The 18,459-nt window shown below is 64.8% G+C and carries 8 protein-coding genes; all 8 read right to left on the bottom strand.

All coding sequences use genetic code 11. The features are described 5' to 3' along the window. Positions 1-52: 52 nt before the first annotated feature. A complete protein-coding gene (gene brxC, locus QUV35_RS13125; RefSeq protein WP_300874695.1) occupies positions 53-1,816 on the bottom strand; it encodes a BREX system P-loop protein BrxC in 1,764 nt (587 codons plus the stop codon). Positions 1,817-1,864: 48 nt separating this feature from the next. After that, positions 1,865-2,452, bottom strand: a complete 588-nt coding sequence (locus QUV35_RS13130; RefSeq protein WP_300874698.1) for a DUF1788 domain-containing protein — start codon at positions 2,450-2,452, stop codon at positions 1,865-1,867. Continuing rightward, a complete protein-coding gene (locus QUV35_RS13135; protein ID WP_300874700.1) occupies positions 2,449-2,880 on the bottom strand; it encodes a DUF1819 family protein in 432 nt (143 codons plus the stop codon). Before QUV35_RS13135 ends, QUV35_RS13130 begins: the two co-directional genes overlap by 4 nt. Positions 2,881-3,183: 303 nt before the next feature. Beyond that, positions 3,184-5,292 (bottom strand): AAA family ATPase, encoded by a 2,109-nt coding sequence (locus QUV35_RS13140; RefSeq protein ID WP_300874704.1) that lies wholly within the window; start codon positions 5,290-5,292, stop codon positions 3,184-3,186. Between the two features lie 47 nt (positions 5,293-5,339). Further along, a complete protein-coding gene (gene recB / locus QUV35_RS13145; protein WP_300874706.1) occupies positions 5,340-9,089 on the bottom strand; it encodes an exodeoxyribonuclease V subunit beta in 3,750 nt (1,249 codons plus the stop codon). Between the two features lie 30 nt (positions 9,090-9,119). Beyond that, a complete protein-coding gene (gene recC, locus QUV35_RS13150) occupies positions 9,120-12,644 on the bottom strand; it encodes an exodeoxyribonuclease V subunit gamma (RefSeq protein ID WP_300874708.1) in 3,525 nt (1,174 codons plus the stop codon). 375 nt (positions 12,645-13,019) lie between these two features. After that, positions 13,020-15,248: a tetratricopeptide repeat protein gene (locus QUV35_RS13155; protein ID WP_300874710.1), complete on the bottom strand. Its 2,229-nt coding sequence runs from the start codon at positions 15,246-15,248 to the stop codon at positions 13,020-13,022. A 14-nt stretch (positions 15,249-15,262) separates the two neighbouring features. Then, a partial coding sequence (locus QUV35_RS13160) for an Ig-like domain-containing protein (RefSeq protein WP_300874712.1) occupies positions 15,263-18,459 on the bottom strand: 3,197 nt, incomplete at its 5' end.

Raw genomic sequence — 18,459 nt, forward strand, 5'->3', positions numbered from 1 at the left:
CATAGTCGGCCTTGGTCTCGCGATGGCGAACCTTGGTCTGGCTTCCAAGGATTTAGTCGAACACCAGTTCAGCGAGCAAACGAGATTTTTCCGCCGCGGAGACATCAACATGACCGATTTCGCGAGCCACGTCGCGCTCCTCGTTGGTGAGGAAAAACCAGACATCCCCATTGCGACTGACCAGGCGCTGCTGCTCCAGCCGCGCAAGGCTCTCCTGGATCTTGCGCTTGAGTTCAATCTTGTCGGCGTCGATCTGGTCGATGCAAAGCGTGGCCAGGTTGTAAATGTCGGGCTTGACGATGTCGGGGATGTACCGGATGAGGAACATCGCCTTGAGCAGCAGACTGTCGTACTCCTGCAGGGCTGGATTCAGCGGGGCTTCGTCGATGGAGCGCTTGGCCACGCCGTCGATGAAGCTCTCGATGGAGGGGTAGAAGTCGTAGAGCGGCACCAGCGTGTCAATGCTGCGATCGGCGTTGCGCACTGCGGCGGACTGGAAGGCGTCGAGCAAGGAACGCTCGCCCCGCGACAGGTGCTTGCCCGTGGCGCCGACCTTGCGGATCGACTCAAAGATCTTTTGCAGCAGCGTGAACTGGTATGGGGCAAAGGGATAACAGGCGACAAATTCGACCGCGTCTTTGTAGCCGCGCAGGGTGACCGAGTTGCCAGCGAACCCGAGCTGGTTGTTGATGACGTCGCCTTTGGCGGCGAAGGCATCGCGCAAGGCAACATGAGCCGCCTCGGTTTTGGCAAGCAGACGTTCGCCGATGACTTCGTCTGTGTTGCTGCTGGCCAGCGACAGGCGGGTGTGAAAGCGGCCTTGAATCTTCGAGAAGTCCTGCCCCTTGGACTTGTTGGCGCCACCGATGGCAGCATCGATGTCTTCCTGGCTGGTGACGATGACCCACGCCCTGCCCCTGCACTGCGTGCCCAACTGCTCAGTGATGGTCTGCAGGCTGAGCATGAGCTGGGAGTTGGCGCCAATGAACTGACCCACCTCATCCACCAAGAAGATCACCTTGTGGCCCGTTGGACGTGTGGCGAGGTAGTCGTTGACGACCTTGGCGAAGCCCTCGATGTTGATGCGGTAGTCATCGCGGGCGGTATCGAACCATTTGCCGGCGGATTCGGGCGTCATTCCCAAGGATTTGGCCAGGGCGGTGACGATATCGTCCCGCAAGAAATCGACCGCGTCGCGTTCTTGATCCCAGGGCTTGCCGTTTGATGCCAAGAAGGCGGTCTTAAACACTTCAAACACGCCCTTGGCGACCAGGTGGCGCTCCATATCGGCAATGTGGGGTGAGTCCCCTGAGAAGCCGAGCTTCTCGTTGAACACGCGCATGAAGACCTGCAGGATGGCGTCGCGTTCGGATTTGCTGTCGGCTTTGGCATCGATGTTGAACAGGATCACATCGGCCGTACCCTGCACCGCGCGGTGGATGTCGGCGAGCAGCATCGCGTCTTTGATCTTCTGATGATCAAAGAACTGGGCCGCGCGCCGCTTTTCGCCAGTCTCGGGGTTGAAGGCTTCCAGGTTCTCCAGCAGATAGGAGAGGATCTTGATGAAGTGGGACTTGCCCGAGCCGAAAAAGCCAGAGACCCAGACACCCATACGGTCGGTGATGGCGGGGTCGTGGGGTTGGTCGATCGCAGCGAGGTAGGCGTCAAAAAACCGGCGCAGGTAGTCGCTGATCTGCTTGGTGACAACGTACTCTTCGAGTTCCTGCCAGACGCTGGCAGCGTCCATCTGATCGGCCTTGATGACGCCGTTGATGGGGCGGTTGATCGGTTTGAGAAACAGCTGACTGATGTTCATGTTGTTGGTTGTCCCTGAGTGCTCTGATTGAAGTTGCTGACGGGCGAATCAGGAGGTTTCCGGCACCAACCGAAAGGCACGGTAGTAGTGGTCTTCCGCCAAAGTATTGAACAGGCGAAGTGAGTGCCCGTCGTACCGGCCCGGGAAAAACATCAGCAGCGGTGTCTTGCCCATGATCGGATGCAGAGCGGAGAGCAACGTGTGTGTTCGCAGCATGGGGTAGACAGCACCCACCCCCGTGATGATCAGCAAGTCCAGGCTGGATACCTCAAACTGCGCGGCAATTTTTTGAGCGAGCTTGTCTTCTTTCAGCACGGAGCGCAGAGCAGCCAGCGTACTGTCGTCGCCCTTACCCGCCTGCATTTCAATGGCCTTGTCGAGCAAATTGCGCTCCTCGAGCAGATCGGTCACCAGGCTCAGCAGATTCACCGCCCCGGTTCGCAAAGGGGGCGCCTGCTTGGCCAACGCTGGCAGAATCGTGCCTGAAACGAAGTCACGAACGTCCAACTCACGATCCGGCGGATAGTCGAAGATCCAGAAGCCGATTTCGTTACCCAGTCCGTTGCTTTCGAGGAAGTCACGGGAAGTAACGCGGGGCAGGATCTGGTTCAGGCGTTCTTCGAGGCTTAACGTCATTTCGCGCGCTCCAGACAGGCAAGGACATGGGTGTCGTGTCGCTCGCGCAAGTAGCGCCGGACATCGGGGTGCAGTGAACGGGGAGTCAGCTTCATGGACCGGGCACCGTCAAGGTATTTGGCTTCCACCAAGATGCGGACGATGACCTGAAACAGTTTCGCGCGAGTGGACTCGGACCAGGTCGCCACAGCGGGATCGCGATGGGCGCATTCGACCAGGAAGTCTTCCCAGTCCATTGGTGCAAGCTGCAGGTCCAGCCGGCGCTGGTGGGCCGCATAGACGTTGAGCAGAAAGTCACCCAGGAGCTGGCTGTGCTTGACCGCAGCAGCGAGAAGCAACTGAATCGCCACCTCCTGCTCCCGCTGTACGAGCATGCCCAAGGCTTCGTCGTCCAGAGTGGAAAGCCTCTTTCGGATCAGCGTGGCCATGCGCCTCGCTGTGGCGGGGGTCTTCTTCTGCAGAAGGTTTCAACCTCTATGGCATTGCGCCAACCTGGTTCATCAGGGGCGTTCAGCAGCAGCGCGGCGATGCGCTTGCTTTCTAACGGGAGCAGAGATCCGGCTGAGATTTCGGCGTTGTAGGTGGGCATTAATACTGAACGATTTCAGAGCACTAGAGTAACAGGATGTTGTCCACTAACTTCCAACACGGCGCTATAGGTAGGCACGGCTTTGGTGCCCAAAAATCGCCCAGATGGCCTCCGCGCATGACCGAACCGCAGGGAACAGCCCTCATGCAGGAAAGCTCAGCCCACTCGCCCGCTGAACCTGTTGACCGATAGCCACCCCCAACAGGCCTGTGATGGGCTCGATCAGCGACAGGCTCTCTCGGGCCCGCGTGATGCCGGTGTAGACCAACTCGCGAGTGAGCAGATCACTTGCGCTCGCGGGCAGCACCACCACGGTGTGCGCAAATTCCGAGCCCTGGCTTTTGTGGATGGTCATGGCAAACGCCGTCTCCACGTCCGCGAGTCGACTCACCGACACTGATCGCAGTTGCTCACCGTCCAGGAAAAACGCCCTCAATCCACCCCCACCGCCCGCAGGCGGCAGCACCACACCAACGTCGCCGTTGAAGACGCCCAGGGCCTTGTCGTTGCGGGTGACCATGATGGGGCGCCCCAGATACCACTCCCCTTGGGGTTGCAAGAGGCCTTGGGCGGCCAGCGCGCGCTGAACCTGTTCGTTGATGGCGCGGTCACCCCAGTCACCATCGTGCACGGCACAGAGGATCCGGAACCGGTCAAACGCCTGCAACACCCGCCTCACCCACTGGGCATGCGCGTTCGCCGCTTCGTCGGGGTCATGGGGCGTGGCCCCGGCGACCGGGCCGGCGTGGATCTCACGGATGTAGTCGGCGTAACAGGACCGCGCCCATGGCCTGCCGCGCAGCGCCAACTCTGTCAGCACCGTCGGGGACACCGGTGCGGTGGCCAGGTACACCTCGCCGCAACGCGATGCGGTCGGGGTCCCGGTGCCTTCCGGCGCACCGGGCTCTTGCGTCGCCAACGCCTCCCGGGTGCCTTGCTCGAGCAAACGGTACGCACCGGGGCGCGGGCCTTCGGTGGTGTCGATGGGTTCATCATGGGCCAGGCCAGCGTTCACCGCCAGCGCAAGTGCGCCGATGGCCGAGCCAAAGCGGTGGCTCTGGCGCAGCATCACCGTTTGTTGGTTGAGCGGGCTGCCCTGGATGACCGAACCTGGCAGGGTCTCGCCGGCGGTCTCACGCACATAGGCGCCGGTCTCCAGGCTGTAACGCGGGTCGTGTGCGTGCGTGCAAAGGTCGCCGAGCACCGAGCCCGCCTCGACCGACGCCAGCTGATCCTTGTCACCCAACAAGATCAGCCGGCCCCGCGCCGGCATGGCCTGCAGCAAGGCGGCCATCATCTCCAGATGGATCATCGAGGTTTCATCCACGATGAGCACATCGAGGTCGAGCGGGTTGCGCGCGTTGTGCTTGAACTGGCGGCTGCCCATGTGAACACCCAGCAGCGAGTGCACCGTGCTGGCCTTGCCCATGCGTTCGGTGAGTGTCTGGAGATCCACCGCTGCGCCCAGACCAGCCTGCAGGCTGCTCAAGGACTGGTCAATCGACTGCCGCAGGCGGGCGGCCGCCTTGCCCGTGGGCGCAGCCAGCCCCACCCGCAGCTGTGTAGGGTCGGGGCTGGTGACCAGCAACAGGGCGAGCAAACGGGCGGCGGTGTAGGTCTTGCCGGTGCCAGGCCCGCCGGTGATGACCGTCAGGCCGCTGCGAAGCGCCAGCGCGCAGGCGACCTTCTGCCAGTGAACCTCCCCACGCTCGCGACGCTGCTGCTCCAGCGCTTCCTGCTGAGGCGGAAAGAGTCGATCGAGCCAGGCCCGCGTCGCAACCGGGTCGACCGTGTGGTGCATGGCGGCCCGCGACGCAACCGCTTGCGCCACCTGTTGTTCGTACACCCAGTAACGGCGCAGGTACAGCAGGGGCACCTCAGGCGTGCCGCCCAGCACAAACGGTTGACCCGTGTCGGCGGCGCCGCTGGCCACCTCGCGCACGGCAGCGCTGCCTGCCAGCGCAGCCACCCACCCGCTGGTCAACGCGGGCAAACCAGCCCACAGGGCTTGGAGCGACGCCTGTGCTTTTTCAGGCCAGGCCAGCAGGCGTTGTGGCGCCTGAACGAGGTGGGCCAGCGACAGGCAGACATGCCCTCGCCCTTCCATGTGGGCCAACATCGCCGCAGCCACCAGGGCGGCGGGCTCGGCCCCGGGATCGTGGTCGTTCAGAAAATCGGCCGTGGCGCTGTCCAGGCGCCGCAGCCAGCCCTGTTCGGACCAGCTGCGCAGGGTGTCGAGGATGAGGTTCATGTGGTGGTCTGTGTTCTGCAATCGGGCCCGATGCACTCGGACGCTGTTCAATCGGCCTGGGCCGCGGCCGGCTCCAGCATGGCGTCCAGTGCCTGCAGCAGTTCGGCGGGAAACCCCAGCGTGCAGACCCCTGAGGCCGGCCCGTGGATGCCGCGCAGGAACAGGTACACCGCGCCTCCGAGGTGGCGCTCAGGGTCGTAGGCGCTGCCCAGCCTGGCTTTGAGCAGCCGGTGCAGCGCGAGCGCATAAATGGCCGCCTGCACGTCGTAGCGGTGCTCCGCCATCGACCGCTGCAGGCCCGGGCTGTCGTAGGCGCCGTCGTCCGCCCCCAGGGCGTTGGACTTGTAGTCCAGCACCCAATACCGTCCTTCGTGTTCAAACACCAGGTCGATGAAACCCATCAGCATCCCGTGCAGGGTGCTGGTCTGCAGCGCCGGGCGCTCCACGCTGGGCATGAGGTGCGTGCGGCACAAGGTGTCGATGCGCGCCGTCTCGATCTGGCGCGATGGCAACCAGAACTCCATCTCGGAGCGGGCCGACGTCAACCCGGCCAGCGAGACCCCTGGCCCGGGCAATGGCTGTTGCACCACGTCGGTCATCCAGGCCACCAGAGCCGGCGCGGCCTCGCCATGCTCGCGCTCGCAGCGGGCCTGAATACGGGTGCGCAAGCTTGCGTTGCCCAGCAGGTCGAACGATTCGCTGCACAACCCATCCAGCAGTTCGTGCAAAAAGTTGCCCGTGACCGGGCCGCGTTTGAAGCTGTGCCAGATCGCTGGCGCATCGGCGCCAGCCACCGGCGTGCCGAGCGCAAGCGGCGGCTCTGGCGCCAGCAACTCGGCCCGCCCCCCCGCGGCCAGCACGGGCGCTTCGTCGTCGGCCGGGCGCAGCACTTGCAGCGGGGAGATCGCCCCGTCCACCGGCAGGTCGGTGCCGACAGGTGCACCGGCAGCCACGCGCTTGAGATCCCGCGTCAACCTCGAATAACTGGCAATGCTCCAGCTTCGATCGAAATCGGCGCTGTAGGGCGCCACCGTCTGCAGTGCCGAATAACCGTCGCGGCTCACCAGTGCGGTCCGTCCGGTCGGCTCTGAAGTGCCCTGCACCACGATGCCGTTGCATTGGCGCGCAAGCGCCTGCAGCGGCTCCAGCCAGTCCTGTGCTGCACGCTCGCCGCCACCCCCCACGAGGCGGCCGGCAGCGCTCAGATGGGTCTGGCAAGCTTTGCTGTTGCCCACCTTCACGGCCGCAAAACCCAGCCACAGGGCATGGCGCGGCCGGGTCATGGCCACGTACAGCAAGCGCAAGTCCTCGCGCATGCGCTCCTGCTCGAATCGGGCCCCGGCAGCCTCGTCCATCTCCAGCACCAGTTCACGGCCACCGTCGGGCGTGGGCAACATGGCGGACTTCACCAGGCGTGCGTTGAAGCCGCGAAACGAGGTGGCAAACGGCAGGCACACCACCGGGTATTCCAGGCCCTTGCTCTTGTGAACCGTCACGATCTTCACCAGATCGGCGTCGCTCTCCAGCCGCACCACCTGCTCTTCGTTGTGCTCCCCACTTTGCGCAACCTGGCGCATGAGCCAGCGGATCAGCGCTTGTTCACCTTCCAGGTCGCCACTGGCGTTTTGCAGCAGTTCGGCCAAGTGCAAAAAGTTCGTCAGGCTGCGCTCGCCGCCAGCCTCGCCCAGCCAGCGCGCCGCCAATCCGAAACGGTGCACAGACTGCCGCAGCATCGCCAGCACCCCCTGGCCCACCCAGACCTGTTTCAACTCGCGCAGGATCAGGGCGTGCGTATCAAAAACGCTGTCGTCATGGGCCAGCCGGGACAAGGTGGACAGCGGCAGGCCCACGCTGCTCAAAGCCAATGCCGCGCGCACCAGACCCGCCTCTTGCGGCGTGGCCACGGCACGCAGCCAGTGCACCAGATCACGCGCCTCATCGCTCTGAAACACCGAGTCCTTGTCGGACAGGTACACAGAAGCCACCTGGCGCTCCTGCAGCGCGCGCCGCACGGCGGCCGCTTCCTTGCCGGTGCGCACCAGAATGGCGATGTCTCGGGCGCGCAGGCACTGCAACGGCTCACCCTGGCGCACAAATCCGTTGGAAGGATCGTTGAGCCACAGCACGATCTGCTCGGCACAACGCTGCGCAAAAACGTGGCGCACCTGCGCCTGATTTTGCAGTTCGGGATCGTGCACCACCGTGATGGCCGGCAGGTCACCGGCTTGAGCGCACCAGCGCTCGGGGCGGCCTTGGGCTTTCACCGCAATGAACGGCAAGGGGTTGCCAGCGGCGGTCTTGAAGTCGAACGCCCCCTGTGGATGCTGCTGCTCTGCGCTGGCAAAACATTGGTTCACGGCCTGCACCAAGGTGTGGGTGGACCGGTAGTTCACCGACAGCGCGTAGTGCCGGCCTTGCGTGGCCGAACGGGCCTGGAGGTAGCTGTAGATGTCGGCGCCCCGGAATCCGTAGATGGACTGCTTCGGATCCCCGATGAGCAACAGGGTGCGCTCGCGCGCATGCTCTTGCGTGCGGTAGACCCGGTTGAAGATGCCGTACTGGATGGGCGAGGTGTCCTGGAACTCGTCGATCAGCGCCACCGGGTACTGCGCCACGATGCGTTCGCGCAAACGTTCGCCCGAGGCGCCCTGCAGTGCGGCATCAAGCCGCTCCAGCATGTCCGAAAAACCGAACTGACTGGTGTTGCGCTTGAGTTGGCGCAAGCGCTCGGCCACGTGGGCCGCAGCGTGAAGGCGGGCCGCGGTTCCGGGTTGGGGCAGCGCAGCCAGCTCGCTCTGCAGCGTTGCGAAGGCTCCAAACGCCTGGCTCACCGCGGCCGACATGGGTGCCGGCCCCGCGCCGGCCACACGCGCCTCGCGCAGACCGTCCGGCGTCAGCCGGGTCCAGCCGGCGGCCAGGTCGGGCACGTCGCTTGTGTCGTGCTCCTCAGCCCAGGCCTGCAGCTTGCCCAGCCACCCCGAGATGTTTTTGATGGAAAACCGTTGACCGTTCCAGCCATGGGCCTTGGGCGGATCCTGCGACTCGACAAAGCCGCGCATCAGCGCCGTCAGGGGCTTCCACTGCGCGCGCAATTGCGCCAACCCGGCTTGCCGCTCCTGCAGCGACTGCGCGATGGCACCCACGAGCGAGACGCTCGAGGCTGGCACTGCTGGGCCCTTGGCCAACACATCCTCGACATCCACCCGCAACTGCTCCATGCCCGGCCAGATGGCCAGCACAGGCGTGAGCTCATCCTGCGTGAGCCCGTAGCACTCACGGCGCCAGTAGTCCTGCACCGCCTCCACCAGCAAGGAGCGCTCGTCGGCGACCAGCTCCTCCTCGAACAGGCTGCCGCTGTCGAAGGCGTGCTCCCTCAGGGCGCGTTGGGCCCAGGCGTCGATGGTGAACACACTCGCCTCGTCCATGGACTCGGCCGCCATGGCCAGGCGCCAAGCGGCCTGGCGCCGCAGCTCGTCCCCGGGGTGGTCGGCCAGCAGGGAGCGCAAGAACACGTCCTCGTCGCCGGGCTGCGCCTCTTCCCTGAAACACCGGGCCGCCTCCAGCAAGCGTGCGCGGATGCGATCGGAGAGCTCGCGCGTGGCTGCACGCGTGAAGGTCATGACCAGGATGTCCGCAGGCATCAACGGACGCGAAAACCGCGTGTCTTCAGTCCCGTGGCCCAGCACCAGCCGCACGTACAGCGCGGCAATGGTCCAGGTTTTGCCGGTACCGGCACTGGCTTCGATCAGGCGGGAGCCCCACAGGGGGAAACGGCTGGCGTCAAGTGGTTCAGGCATGGGCATCTCGGCGGCTGTTGTTGGCGGGCTTCAAGGGCTGGCGTGGGGGTGGACGGTGACGCAGTCCTCGGCCCACTTGAGCAGGAGACCGTGGACCTGCCGCGACAGCGCCAACACCCCCTGCCCCGCCGGCGTCTCGGCCTCGCACAGCGCTTGGAAGTCGGGGAACACCCGGGCCAGGCACATGTCGCGCACCTCGGCCAGCTGATCGCTCATCGCGTCGCCCCCACCCTCGTAAGCCGTCTGGGCTTTGTCTTGGGCCAAAGCATCCGTCTCCTGCGCGTCGGCTTGGGCCAAGGCCAACGAGGTCTTGAGTGGCAAGGGCAACGGGGCCTGTTGCCCCTGCAGCCACACCGAGAGCAAGGTGCCCAGCGTCTGCGTGGCCGCTGCACGCTCCATCGGGTGAATGTGCAATTGGCCGTCCTGCCCCACCACACGTCCCTGCACGCTGTGGCCCGAAGCGGCCACCAACAAGGAACGCACCCACGCAGCCAGCAGCTTGTCGGGACGCAGCTTCACCCGCGCGCCCTGCCCCGACAACAGCTTGCTGGCCTCCAGCATCACCCAGGTGCGCTCACCGGCACCGTTCTGGTAAACCGCATCCACCCAGTCGCGCACGCGCACGGAGGGGTGTTCATGCTGGACCGAAATGCGCTCGCTCGGTGAAGGAAATTCGTGCCCGAGCGCGATCCATGCGTGGGCCATGGCGGTCAACGTGGTTTCAAGCTCGGTGCGCTTGATATCGCCCAGGACCTTCATGGGCAAAGCACCGCTGCGCTGCAGGGCGAACAGGCTGACGGAGATCACCTCGGGCAGCCCCTCAGCCTGGGTGGGTTCGGGCCACTGGCGGATCTGCTGGGACAGGAGCTGGTGGTTTTCCAGCCCATCCATGTCGAACGTTTCGGTGTCCCCAGGCTCCTCCTCGGGGTTGCCGTAAATCACCCCCAGGCGCTCCCGGAAGAAGGCTTTGACGGGGTTACGAAAAAATCGGACCAGGCGTTCCTGGTCCAGCGCAACCGTGGTGTCGGCAGGCACCACCGTGGTCTTGCTGCCGGCACCGGTGGCATCCTGGGGCACAGACTCGTGCACCGTGCGCCATTCGCGCGAGTGGGTCGTGAGCGCGGTGTCGACTTCGAAGTAGCGGCGGCTGAACGGCTGCAAGGGATGGACCGTGGTGCGATCTGCCACCGCCTGTTCGCCCCAAGCCGCGGCGACATAGTCGCGCAACTGGGCAACCAGCACCGAGGGTGGCTGTTCGCTGTTGTCGCGCACGCTGAAGCCCGTCCAGCTGACATACAAAACGCGCCGGCTGGAGAGCAGGGCTTCGAGCATGAGCTGGCGATCGTCGTGCTGCCGTGCCCTGTCACCGGGGCGAAACATGCCGGGCTGGCCCATCAGGTCAAAGTCGTTGCGGTTCGCGCGGCGCGGGTAGTCGCCGTCGTTCATGCCCAGCAGGCACACGACCTCGAACGGAATCGCCCGCATCGGCATCAGGGTGCAGAAGGTGACCCCGCCCGACCTGAACCGTTGATCCAGGCTGGGCAGTTGCAAGGCCCCCAGCCAGCCGTGGCGCAAGACCGCGAGGTCGGCCTCTGCCTCGAAGCCCGCCAGGTCACACGCCCTCAGCCAGGACGACAGCGCGTCCTTGAGCGCACCCAGGGCCTGGCCGTCGGCCTCGTCCACCCGCTCAAACAAGGCATCGAGCAAGCCGTTGGCATGTTCGTGCCACTGGCGCGGGGTGCAGGACTTGCGGGAGACCAACCACCACCGATCAAGCGTTCGCAACAGGTGCGCCAGGCCCCCGGCCAGACCCGCGTCAAGCCCCCCCACCTCGGTGTAGGGCTCGATCCCATCCCAGCCAGCACCGCCAGCTGCGCCGTCCAGTGCGCCTGCGCAGTACCCCAGCAACATGCGCTGCAGCCCGAACCAGGCGGTGTTCTGTTCGCCACACTCGGCCAGGCCGATCTGTTCGCGCTGCCGGGCGTGCAGACCCCAGCGCATGCCGGCGCCCGACATCCACTGCACCAGTTGGGGCAGCTTGTCTTCGTCGATGCCGAAGCGCTGAGCCACTGCGGGCACCTCCAGCAGGTCGATGAGTTCGCTCAGGCCAAAACGACCCGAGGGCTGCAGCAACCACTGCAGCGCCGTGATGAGCGGACTGCTGGACTTCGCACTCAGGTCGGCGATGTCGAACGGGATGTGGCGTTTGTCATTTCGTGGGTACTGCCCGAACACCGCCCGAATGGCCGCAGCCACCCGCTGCACGTCCGGCACCATGACCACGATATCGCGGGGTTGCAGCCCGGGCTGGGCCAGCAGGTCGAGCAACTGGTCGTGCAGCACCTCGAGTTCCCGCACCGCGCTGTGCGCCACATGGAACACGATGGACCGGTCGCCCGCCGCCAGCGGCGCATCGTCGTGGCGCACCGACAGCGGCTCCAGGTCGCGAATGCGCTGCTGCACCCGGGTCAGCAAGGGTGTTTCGGCGTGCTCCACCTCCTCGTCAAAGAGGTCGATCTTCAGCGCCGGGAACGCCTGGGCTGTGGCCACCGCATCGTCGAACACGTCGAGTTGCCGCACGAAGTCACGGCCCTGGCGCCCCCATGCCGCGAGCAGTGGGTGGGCGTGCAGGTGCAGGTCTTCAAACGGGGCAGCGCTGGCGGCATTCGGGTCGCGTGGGCGTTGGCGCCGGTTGGCCGCCTTGAACAGATCGCGCCCCTGCATGATGTCGCCCCAGTAGAACCGGCAGGGGTTGGGAACGGCCAGGATCACCTGGCAGTGGGGCGCCAAGGCGGCCAACATCTCCATCGTGGAGCTGGGCAGGTGGCTCATGCCAAAAGCTACGACCCGCCTGGGCAGGCTGCCCAGCAGCGGGGCCTGCTCGCCCAACCGCTGCACCGCGGACCGGTGCACCTTCGATCGGGTGGCACCTTGCTGTTCCGGCGTGAGGGTGTCGAGCACCGCGCGCCACAGCGCGGGTTGCCACAGCTGGTCCGGCGCAAGGACCAACGTCTGCCCCCGAGGATCGGTGATTCCATCCTGGCCATCCGACCATGCCTGGAGCCAGTCGCCGCGGTAGTTCTGGTACTGATCCAACAGGTCGGACAGCTGCGAGGTCAGCTGCAACAACCGGGACATTTGGGACTCTCCGTCATCGGTTGCAAAGGATCCCAGGTAACCCGCCAACGGCGCAAAGACCGGCTGTGTCACCAGGCCGGGCAAGACCTTCATCAACCGCCAGGCCAGCGGCAATTTGTCCAGCGGCGACTCCCTGGGCACAGACTCTGCACCCAACACCTGCCGGTAGGCACGCCACACAAAGCGTCCGGGCAGTTCGACCTGGGTCGACGAACATACCCCCGTCTGGCGTGCCAGTTCCATCTTGACCCACTCGGCCATGCCGCTGCTCTGCACAAGGACCACCTCATCCTCCAGTGGGCCCAGCGGGTGCCGCCCCAACCAGGCCACCAGTGTGTCCATCAGGACTTCGGAACGGTTGCCATGCAGAACGATGAAGCCGGGGGTGATGGGATCGGCGGCAGGCAATGGGGTCATCGGGCTTTGTCGCAAGAGGGATAAGGAGCGCGCTGCAGCATCTGACTCCCGAGGTCCAAAAGCTTGGTGGCCTTGGGACCTGTACAAAATAGAGAATGCGGTCCGTGAAGTCAATCGTTCAAATGACACCTCACGCATTGCACACCGGGCAACACACTGTTGATTTTGGCATTTGAAGCGACAAACCGGGTCGCACGCGAACCTGAATGTGCGCCCTTGGCGCCCATGACGTCCTGTCAGTGCATGAATCTGCATGACCAACTGCACGGTGAGCACTCACAGGCGTCTCTGAACGACGCCATCCGTACAAACTCAGGAGACACCACGGCCCGGCAAACACCTTGAACTTGACGCCAGCCTCCGCTTCACGATTCTTCAGCGTGAGGAGGCCATCTGGCAGAACGCATCCTCCATCGCCCGGGTGTGCGCCACCGGGTCCCAGCCCGGCCTTGCCTGCAGCTGCGCGCGCAGGCCGCGCTTGAGCTGGAGCAAAGCTGTGCGGTCTGCGGCCATGCGCACGGCGATGTGCAGGTAGTGCTCGTCATCGCTGGCCACCCAATCGGGCAAGTGAGCGGCGCGCATGAAGCTTGCGCCCATGCGCGAGACAAAGTGCTCGCCCTCGAGTGTGATCACCGGCACGCCCATCCACAACGCCTGAAGGCTGGTGGTGCCGCCGTTGTAGGGCACAGGGTCCAGTGCAATGTCCACATCAGCGTACTCTGCCATCATGTCGGTCAGGCCTGTCGGACCACGGAACTCCAACCGCGCAGGGTCCACGCCCAGCTTTAGCAGGCGCTCGCCAAACAGCCGCACTGCCCCCGCATCCGAAAAACTCGGTGCTTTGAGCAGCAACCGCGACCCTGGCACGGCCAGCAGCACCCGTGCCCACAACGTCAGCGTGCGCTGCGTGAGCTTGGGCACGTTGTTGAACGAACCAAAGGTCAAGGGCCGCTGGGCCAGCACATCGTCGTAGGCCGGGTACGGGTAGTCGACCTCAGGGGCATAACAAAACACCAAGCCCGGCAAGCGCCACACGCGTTCGCTGCACAGCGCGTCGTCGGGCTCGGGCGTGACCACCGCGTCGCCGATCATCCAATCCATGTTGGGAACGCCGGTGGAGCCCGGGTAACCGAGGTAGGTGACCTGCACGGGTGCTGCGCGCTGGGCAAACAAACGCATGCGCTGCTGGCCGGTGTGGCCCGCGAGGTCCAGCAGCACGTCGATGGCGTCCGCGTCGATGCGTTTGGCCAGCTGCGCATCGTTGAGCGCGGTGGCTTCCACCCAGTGTTCGGCGCGCTGGCGCGCCAGCTGCGTCTGCTCGTCGTGGCTCACACCCGTGAAGTAGACAAACAGCTCGATGCGCGTGCGGTCCCATTCCCGCAGCATCGGCTGCATGAACAGGTTCACCGGATGCTGGTGGTGAAAATCTGCCGAAACCACGCCCAGTCGCAGCCTCCGTCCGGACAGCGCTAGGCGCTTGAAACTCTCTCGTGCGCGCGCGCCCTGGCCCAGCGGGGCAAACAGCTGGTGGTGCAGCTCAGCCACCTCGCGGGCCCCCAGCCTGTCACTGTAGAGCGAGCTCATCGCTGCGCTGGATGCATAGCTGGCGTCATGCTCAGCCAGCTCACGGTACAGGCGCAGCGCCGTCTGTGCGTCGCCCTGGCGCCCGGCCACCGAGGCACGCATGGCCGTGGCACCGGACACGGGTCCCAGTGCCTCGGCTTGCTGCAGCACTTGTTCGGCTTCTTCCATGTGCCAGCACTCGGCGAGCATGTGTGCCAGGTTCCAGCGCGCCTGCACGCTGGTGGGGTGCAGCGCCACGTTGCGGCGCAGCACGGCCAAGCCCTCTTGCCAGAGGTTGAATCGAAAGCTCAACGCGCCCAAGCGCGAGAGCGTGGCCTCGGCCGTGGCGGCACTCGCCAGCGTAAGCACCTGCAAAGCAGCATCACGCTGGCCCAGGCGCAGCAGCGCGTCACCCAGGTCCATGCGGATCTCGGCGCGCACGTCCTCACCAGCGCCCTCGCCTTCGCGCTCGGCGGTGACCAGTGCCGCGCGCAGCGAGGGCACGGCCGCCTCTGGCGCGCCGCGCTCCAGCCGGTAGCGGGCCATGAGCTGGTGCACCTCGCGCAGGCGCTGGAGGGCGGCGGCATCGGTTGAACCGTCCCCGAGCGCAGCGCGCTGGGCCTGCTCGTAAGCCGCCGCACCAAGCGTTAGCTGCCCGATCTGCTCCAGCACCCGGGCCATGCCGAGATAGGCCTCATAGCGAGCAGGCGCCGCATCAATTGCGCGCTGGTACGCGCCAGCGGCCTGCTGAAGCTCACCCATCTGGCGGCACAGGTGGCCGGCTTCAAGCCAGGCGCTGTAGTGGCTGGTGTCCAGGCGCAGCACATCGGCGAAAGCCTCGCGAGCGTCCATCCAGCGCTGCAGCTTCACCAGGCAGCGTGCGCGCCCCAAGTGCGCATGCACCAGCACCGGGTCGAGCGTGCAGGCACCAACGTAATGCGCCAGAGCCACTTCGGCATGGTGTTCACGCCAGGCGTTGTTGCCCGCATTGAAGGCCGCGCTGCCCGGGCTGGGCGCAAGTGCAACTGCAGCCGGGTTCAACAGAAGATCTTCCATCACACCACCAGCACGCCGGTGTTCTGCACATACAACGTGGCCAGCGCCGTGTTGTGGCTCCACACTTGATAACTCAAGCTCTCCAGGCTCACCGCACTGCCCTGAGTCCAGCCCGAGGTGCCCGTGCCATCAGCCAGGTCCACTTGGTCGCCGGCGTTGCCCTTGATCATGAGCTGCTGGCGCCCAGTGGCCTCGAAGATGTTGGCCGAGCCCAGGTCCAGCACGTCGAACAGGTTGAGCTTGAGTGAGTTGTCGCCGCTGCCGGTGATGTCGATGATCTCGATGCTGGCGATGCGGCTGCCGGTTTTGGGGTCGGAGGCGGCCTGGCTGGCCACCTGGGTCAGGTCAAAAGTCAGCCCGGAGCCTGTGAGTTCGATCGTGTCCAGGCCCGTGCCGCCGTCGATGCGGGCGAGCTTGGTGAGGTTGCCACCCGAACCCATCGGGCTTTGCAGCGCGGTGAACATGTTGCCGTCAATGTTGAAGGTGTCGTTGCCAGCACCACCGTAGAGCACGCTGGCGGCCGTGGCCGTGAGCGTGTCATTCCCCATGCCCGCAACCAGCGTCTTGGCCATGCCGCCATCACTTTGGGTGTCATTGCCCGAGGTACCCAGCCAGTCGACCGCTGTCTGATTAAACGCGCCATTGGTGCTGCCGAAGATGACGTAGCTGCGCCCTGCATCTGTGCCAGCGCTCGGATCGCTGTAAGGGGCGCCCACGATCAGGTCAGCCAGGCCATCGCCATTGACATCACCGGCCCAGGCGACGCTGCTACCACTACCGTCACCCGCACACTGTCCGTTGATCACGAAGCCGCCTGAGCCGGCTGCAATGGCCGACAGGTTCACCTCTGCCGTATCCGTTTTGCCAAACACCACGTAGCTGCGACCGGCACCTTCGCCATCGCTCGGGTCGCTTCCCCATGCGCCCACAATCAGATCGGTCAGGCCATCGCCGTTGACATCCCCGGCCGAGGAGACGCGAAAGCCACTGAAGTCACCCTCACACTGTCCGTTGATCACGAAGCCGCCTGCGCCCGCTGCAATGGCTGACAGGTTCACCGCTGCCGCGTCCGTTTTGCCAAACACTACGTAGCTGCGCCCGGAATATGCGCCAGCGCTCGGACTGCTGTTGACGCCGCCCACAATCAGATCGGCTAGGCCATCGCCGTTGACATCACCGGCCGAGGAGACGCTGAAGCCACTAAAGTCACCAGCACACTGTCCGTTGATCACGAAGCCACCTGAGCCCGCTGCGATGGCCGACAGGTTCACGTCCGCCGTGTCCATCTTGCCAAACACCACGTAGCTGCGCCCGGCATTCGAGCCAGCGCTCGGATTGCTGAAAAAGGCGCCCACGATCAGATCGGTCAGGCCGTCGCCGTTGACATCACCGGCCGAGGAGACGCTGATGCCACTGTAGTCGCTAGCACACTGTCCGTTGATCACGAAGCCGCCTGCGCCCGCAGCAATGGCCGACAGGTTCACCGCTGCCGCGTCCGTTTTGCCAAACACCACGTAGCTGCGCCCGGCACCCTGGCCAGCGCTCGGACTGCTGATATAGGCGCCCACGATCAGATCGGCCAGGCCATCGCCGTTGACATCACCGGCTGAAGAGACGCTGTAGCCACTGTAGTCCTCCGCACACTGTCCATTGATCACGAAGCCGCCGGAGCCCGCGGTAATGGTCGACAGGTTCACCTCTGCTGCGTCCGTTTTGCCAAACACAACGTAGCTACGCCCGGCATATGGGCCTCCGCTCGGATCGCCGGCATGGGCGCCCACGATCAGATCGGCCAAGCCGTCGCCGTTGACATCTCCGGCCGAGGAGACGCTGAAGCCACTAAAGTCACCCGCACACTGTCCGTTGATCACGAAGCCGCCTGAGCCGGCTGCAATGTCCGACAGGTTCACCGCCGCCGCGTCCGTTTTGCCAAACACAACGAAGCTACGACCAGCACTCTCGCCAGCGCTCGGATCGCTGTAAAGGGCGCCAACGGTCAGATCGGCCAGTCCGTCGCCGTTGACATCACCGGCAGAGGAGACGCTGTAGCCGCTGTAGTCATTCGCACAGTGTCCGTTGATCACAAAACCCCCGATCCCACCAGACAGGCTGGACAGATTGACCACGGGGAAGCCTGCTGCCGTGTCGGGCGTGGTGATGCGAGGGTCATAAACCGCCGTGCCGCCCACGGCCAAATTGAAGGCCGCAACGGAATCGAAGGTGGCTGCGGAGCCAAACAGCGTGACGTCGATAAACCCGCCAAGACCCGTTCCGGCGAACTGAATCCTGGTGGGTGGCGTGCCCTGGTCCAAGACGGACGTCAGTCTCAGATCATTTTGGGCACTCAGGTTGTTGAACTGGTCATCGATGTAGATCAGGTCGCCCAGTGCGAAGTTATTGGCCGCCACGTACAGGTCACCCAACTGGATACCGTCGTAGTCAATGGCGCTGTTGCCTCCGTTGGCATCGTAGTCCTTGGCCACCAGCGCGTAGTTGCCACCACTCAGGTCCACAGGCGTGCCGCTTCCCGCTGATGGCGAACCCATTCCCTCGATGTCCAGCCAGTTGTACCCTGCCACCATCGCACCGCTGGCATCCATGGCCTGTGAAGAGGCCGCATTGGCCAAGGTGCCCGTGCCCGGCGTGACCGTGCTGAAGTTCAGGCTGCTGCTGCCGTTGTAGGCCCCCGTGGCCTGCCCCGAGGTCTGCCCCACGAAGGCCCCCGCGTCGATCTCGATGTGGTAGTTGTTGGCCAGGTCCAGATCGAAGGTGGGGTTGAGCGTGACCCGCCCACCGATGATGCTCACCTGCGTGCTGTCGGTGACTTCAATCACCTGGGTGTGAGCGCTGCTCTCGCCACGGAAACCAGCGCCGCCATCGTCGACGATGCGGATGTACTTGCCCGCCTGCGCCGTCACTGGCTCGCTGTAGCTCAGCACAATGTCCGAGCTCACGTCCAGGTTGCTCACGTTGTCCAGGGCGTTGGCTTGCAGCAGTGGGCGCAGGCCCGGTGTGGTGGTGCTCGGGTCGTGGCCGGTGACCGTCTCGATGGCTGCGTTCAGATCGCCGTTGAGGGCGAGCTTGGCGTTGTTGGAGAGCACCGCACCATCGGCAAAGACAAGCTTGTCGTTGAGCGCACCATTGCCGCCGATCACCTTGACGGTCTCTGTCTGGCCGTTGACGCTGCGGCTGAACG

Origin of the sequence: Hydrogenophaga sp. (assembly GCF_030373225.1) — a bacterium.
GTDB lineage: Bacteria > Pseudomonadota > Gammaproteobacteria > Burkholderiales > Burkholderiaceae_C > Hydrogenophaga.

Excerpts from the sequence above, each read along its gene's own strand:
- recC (WP_300874708.1), bottom strand. The coding sequence starts at position 12,644 with ATGACCCCATTGCCTGCCGCCGATCCCATCACCCCCGGCTTCATCGTT.
- brxC (WP_300874695.1), bottom strand. The coding sequence starts at position 1,816 with ATGAACATCAGTCAGCTGTTTCTCAAACCGATCAACCGCCCCATCAAC.
- QUV35_RS13140 (WP_300874704.1), bottom strand. The coding sequence starts at position 5,292 with ATGAACCTCATCCTCGACACCCTGCGCAGCTGGTCCGAACAGGGCTGG.
- QUV35_RS13130 (WP_300874698.1), bottom strand. The coding sequence starts at position 2,452 with ATGACGTTAAGCCTCGAAGAACGCCTGAACCAGATCCTGCCCCGCGTT.
- QUV35_RS13135 (WP_300874700.1), bottom strand. The coding sequence starts at position 2,880 with ATGGCCACGCTGATCCGAAAGAGGCTTTCCACTCTGGACGACGAAGCC.
- recB (WP_300874706.1), bottom strand. The coding sequence starts at position 9,089 with ATGCCTGAACCACTTGACGCCAGCCGTTTCCCCCTGTGGGGCTCCCGC.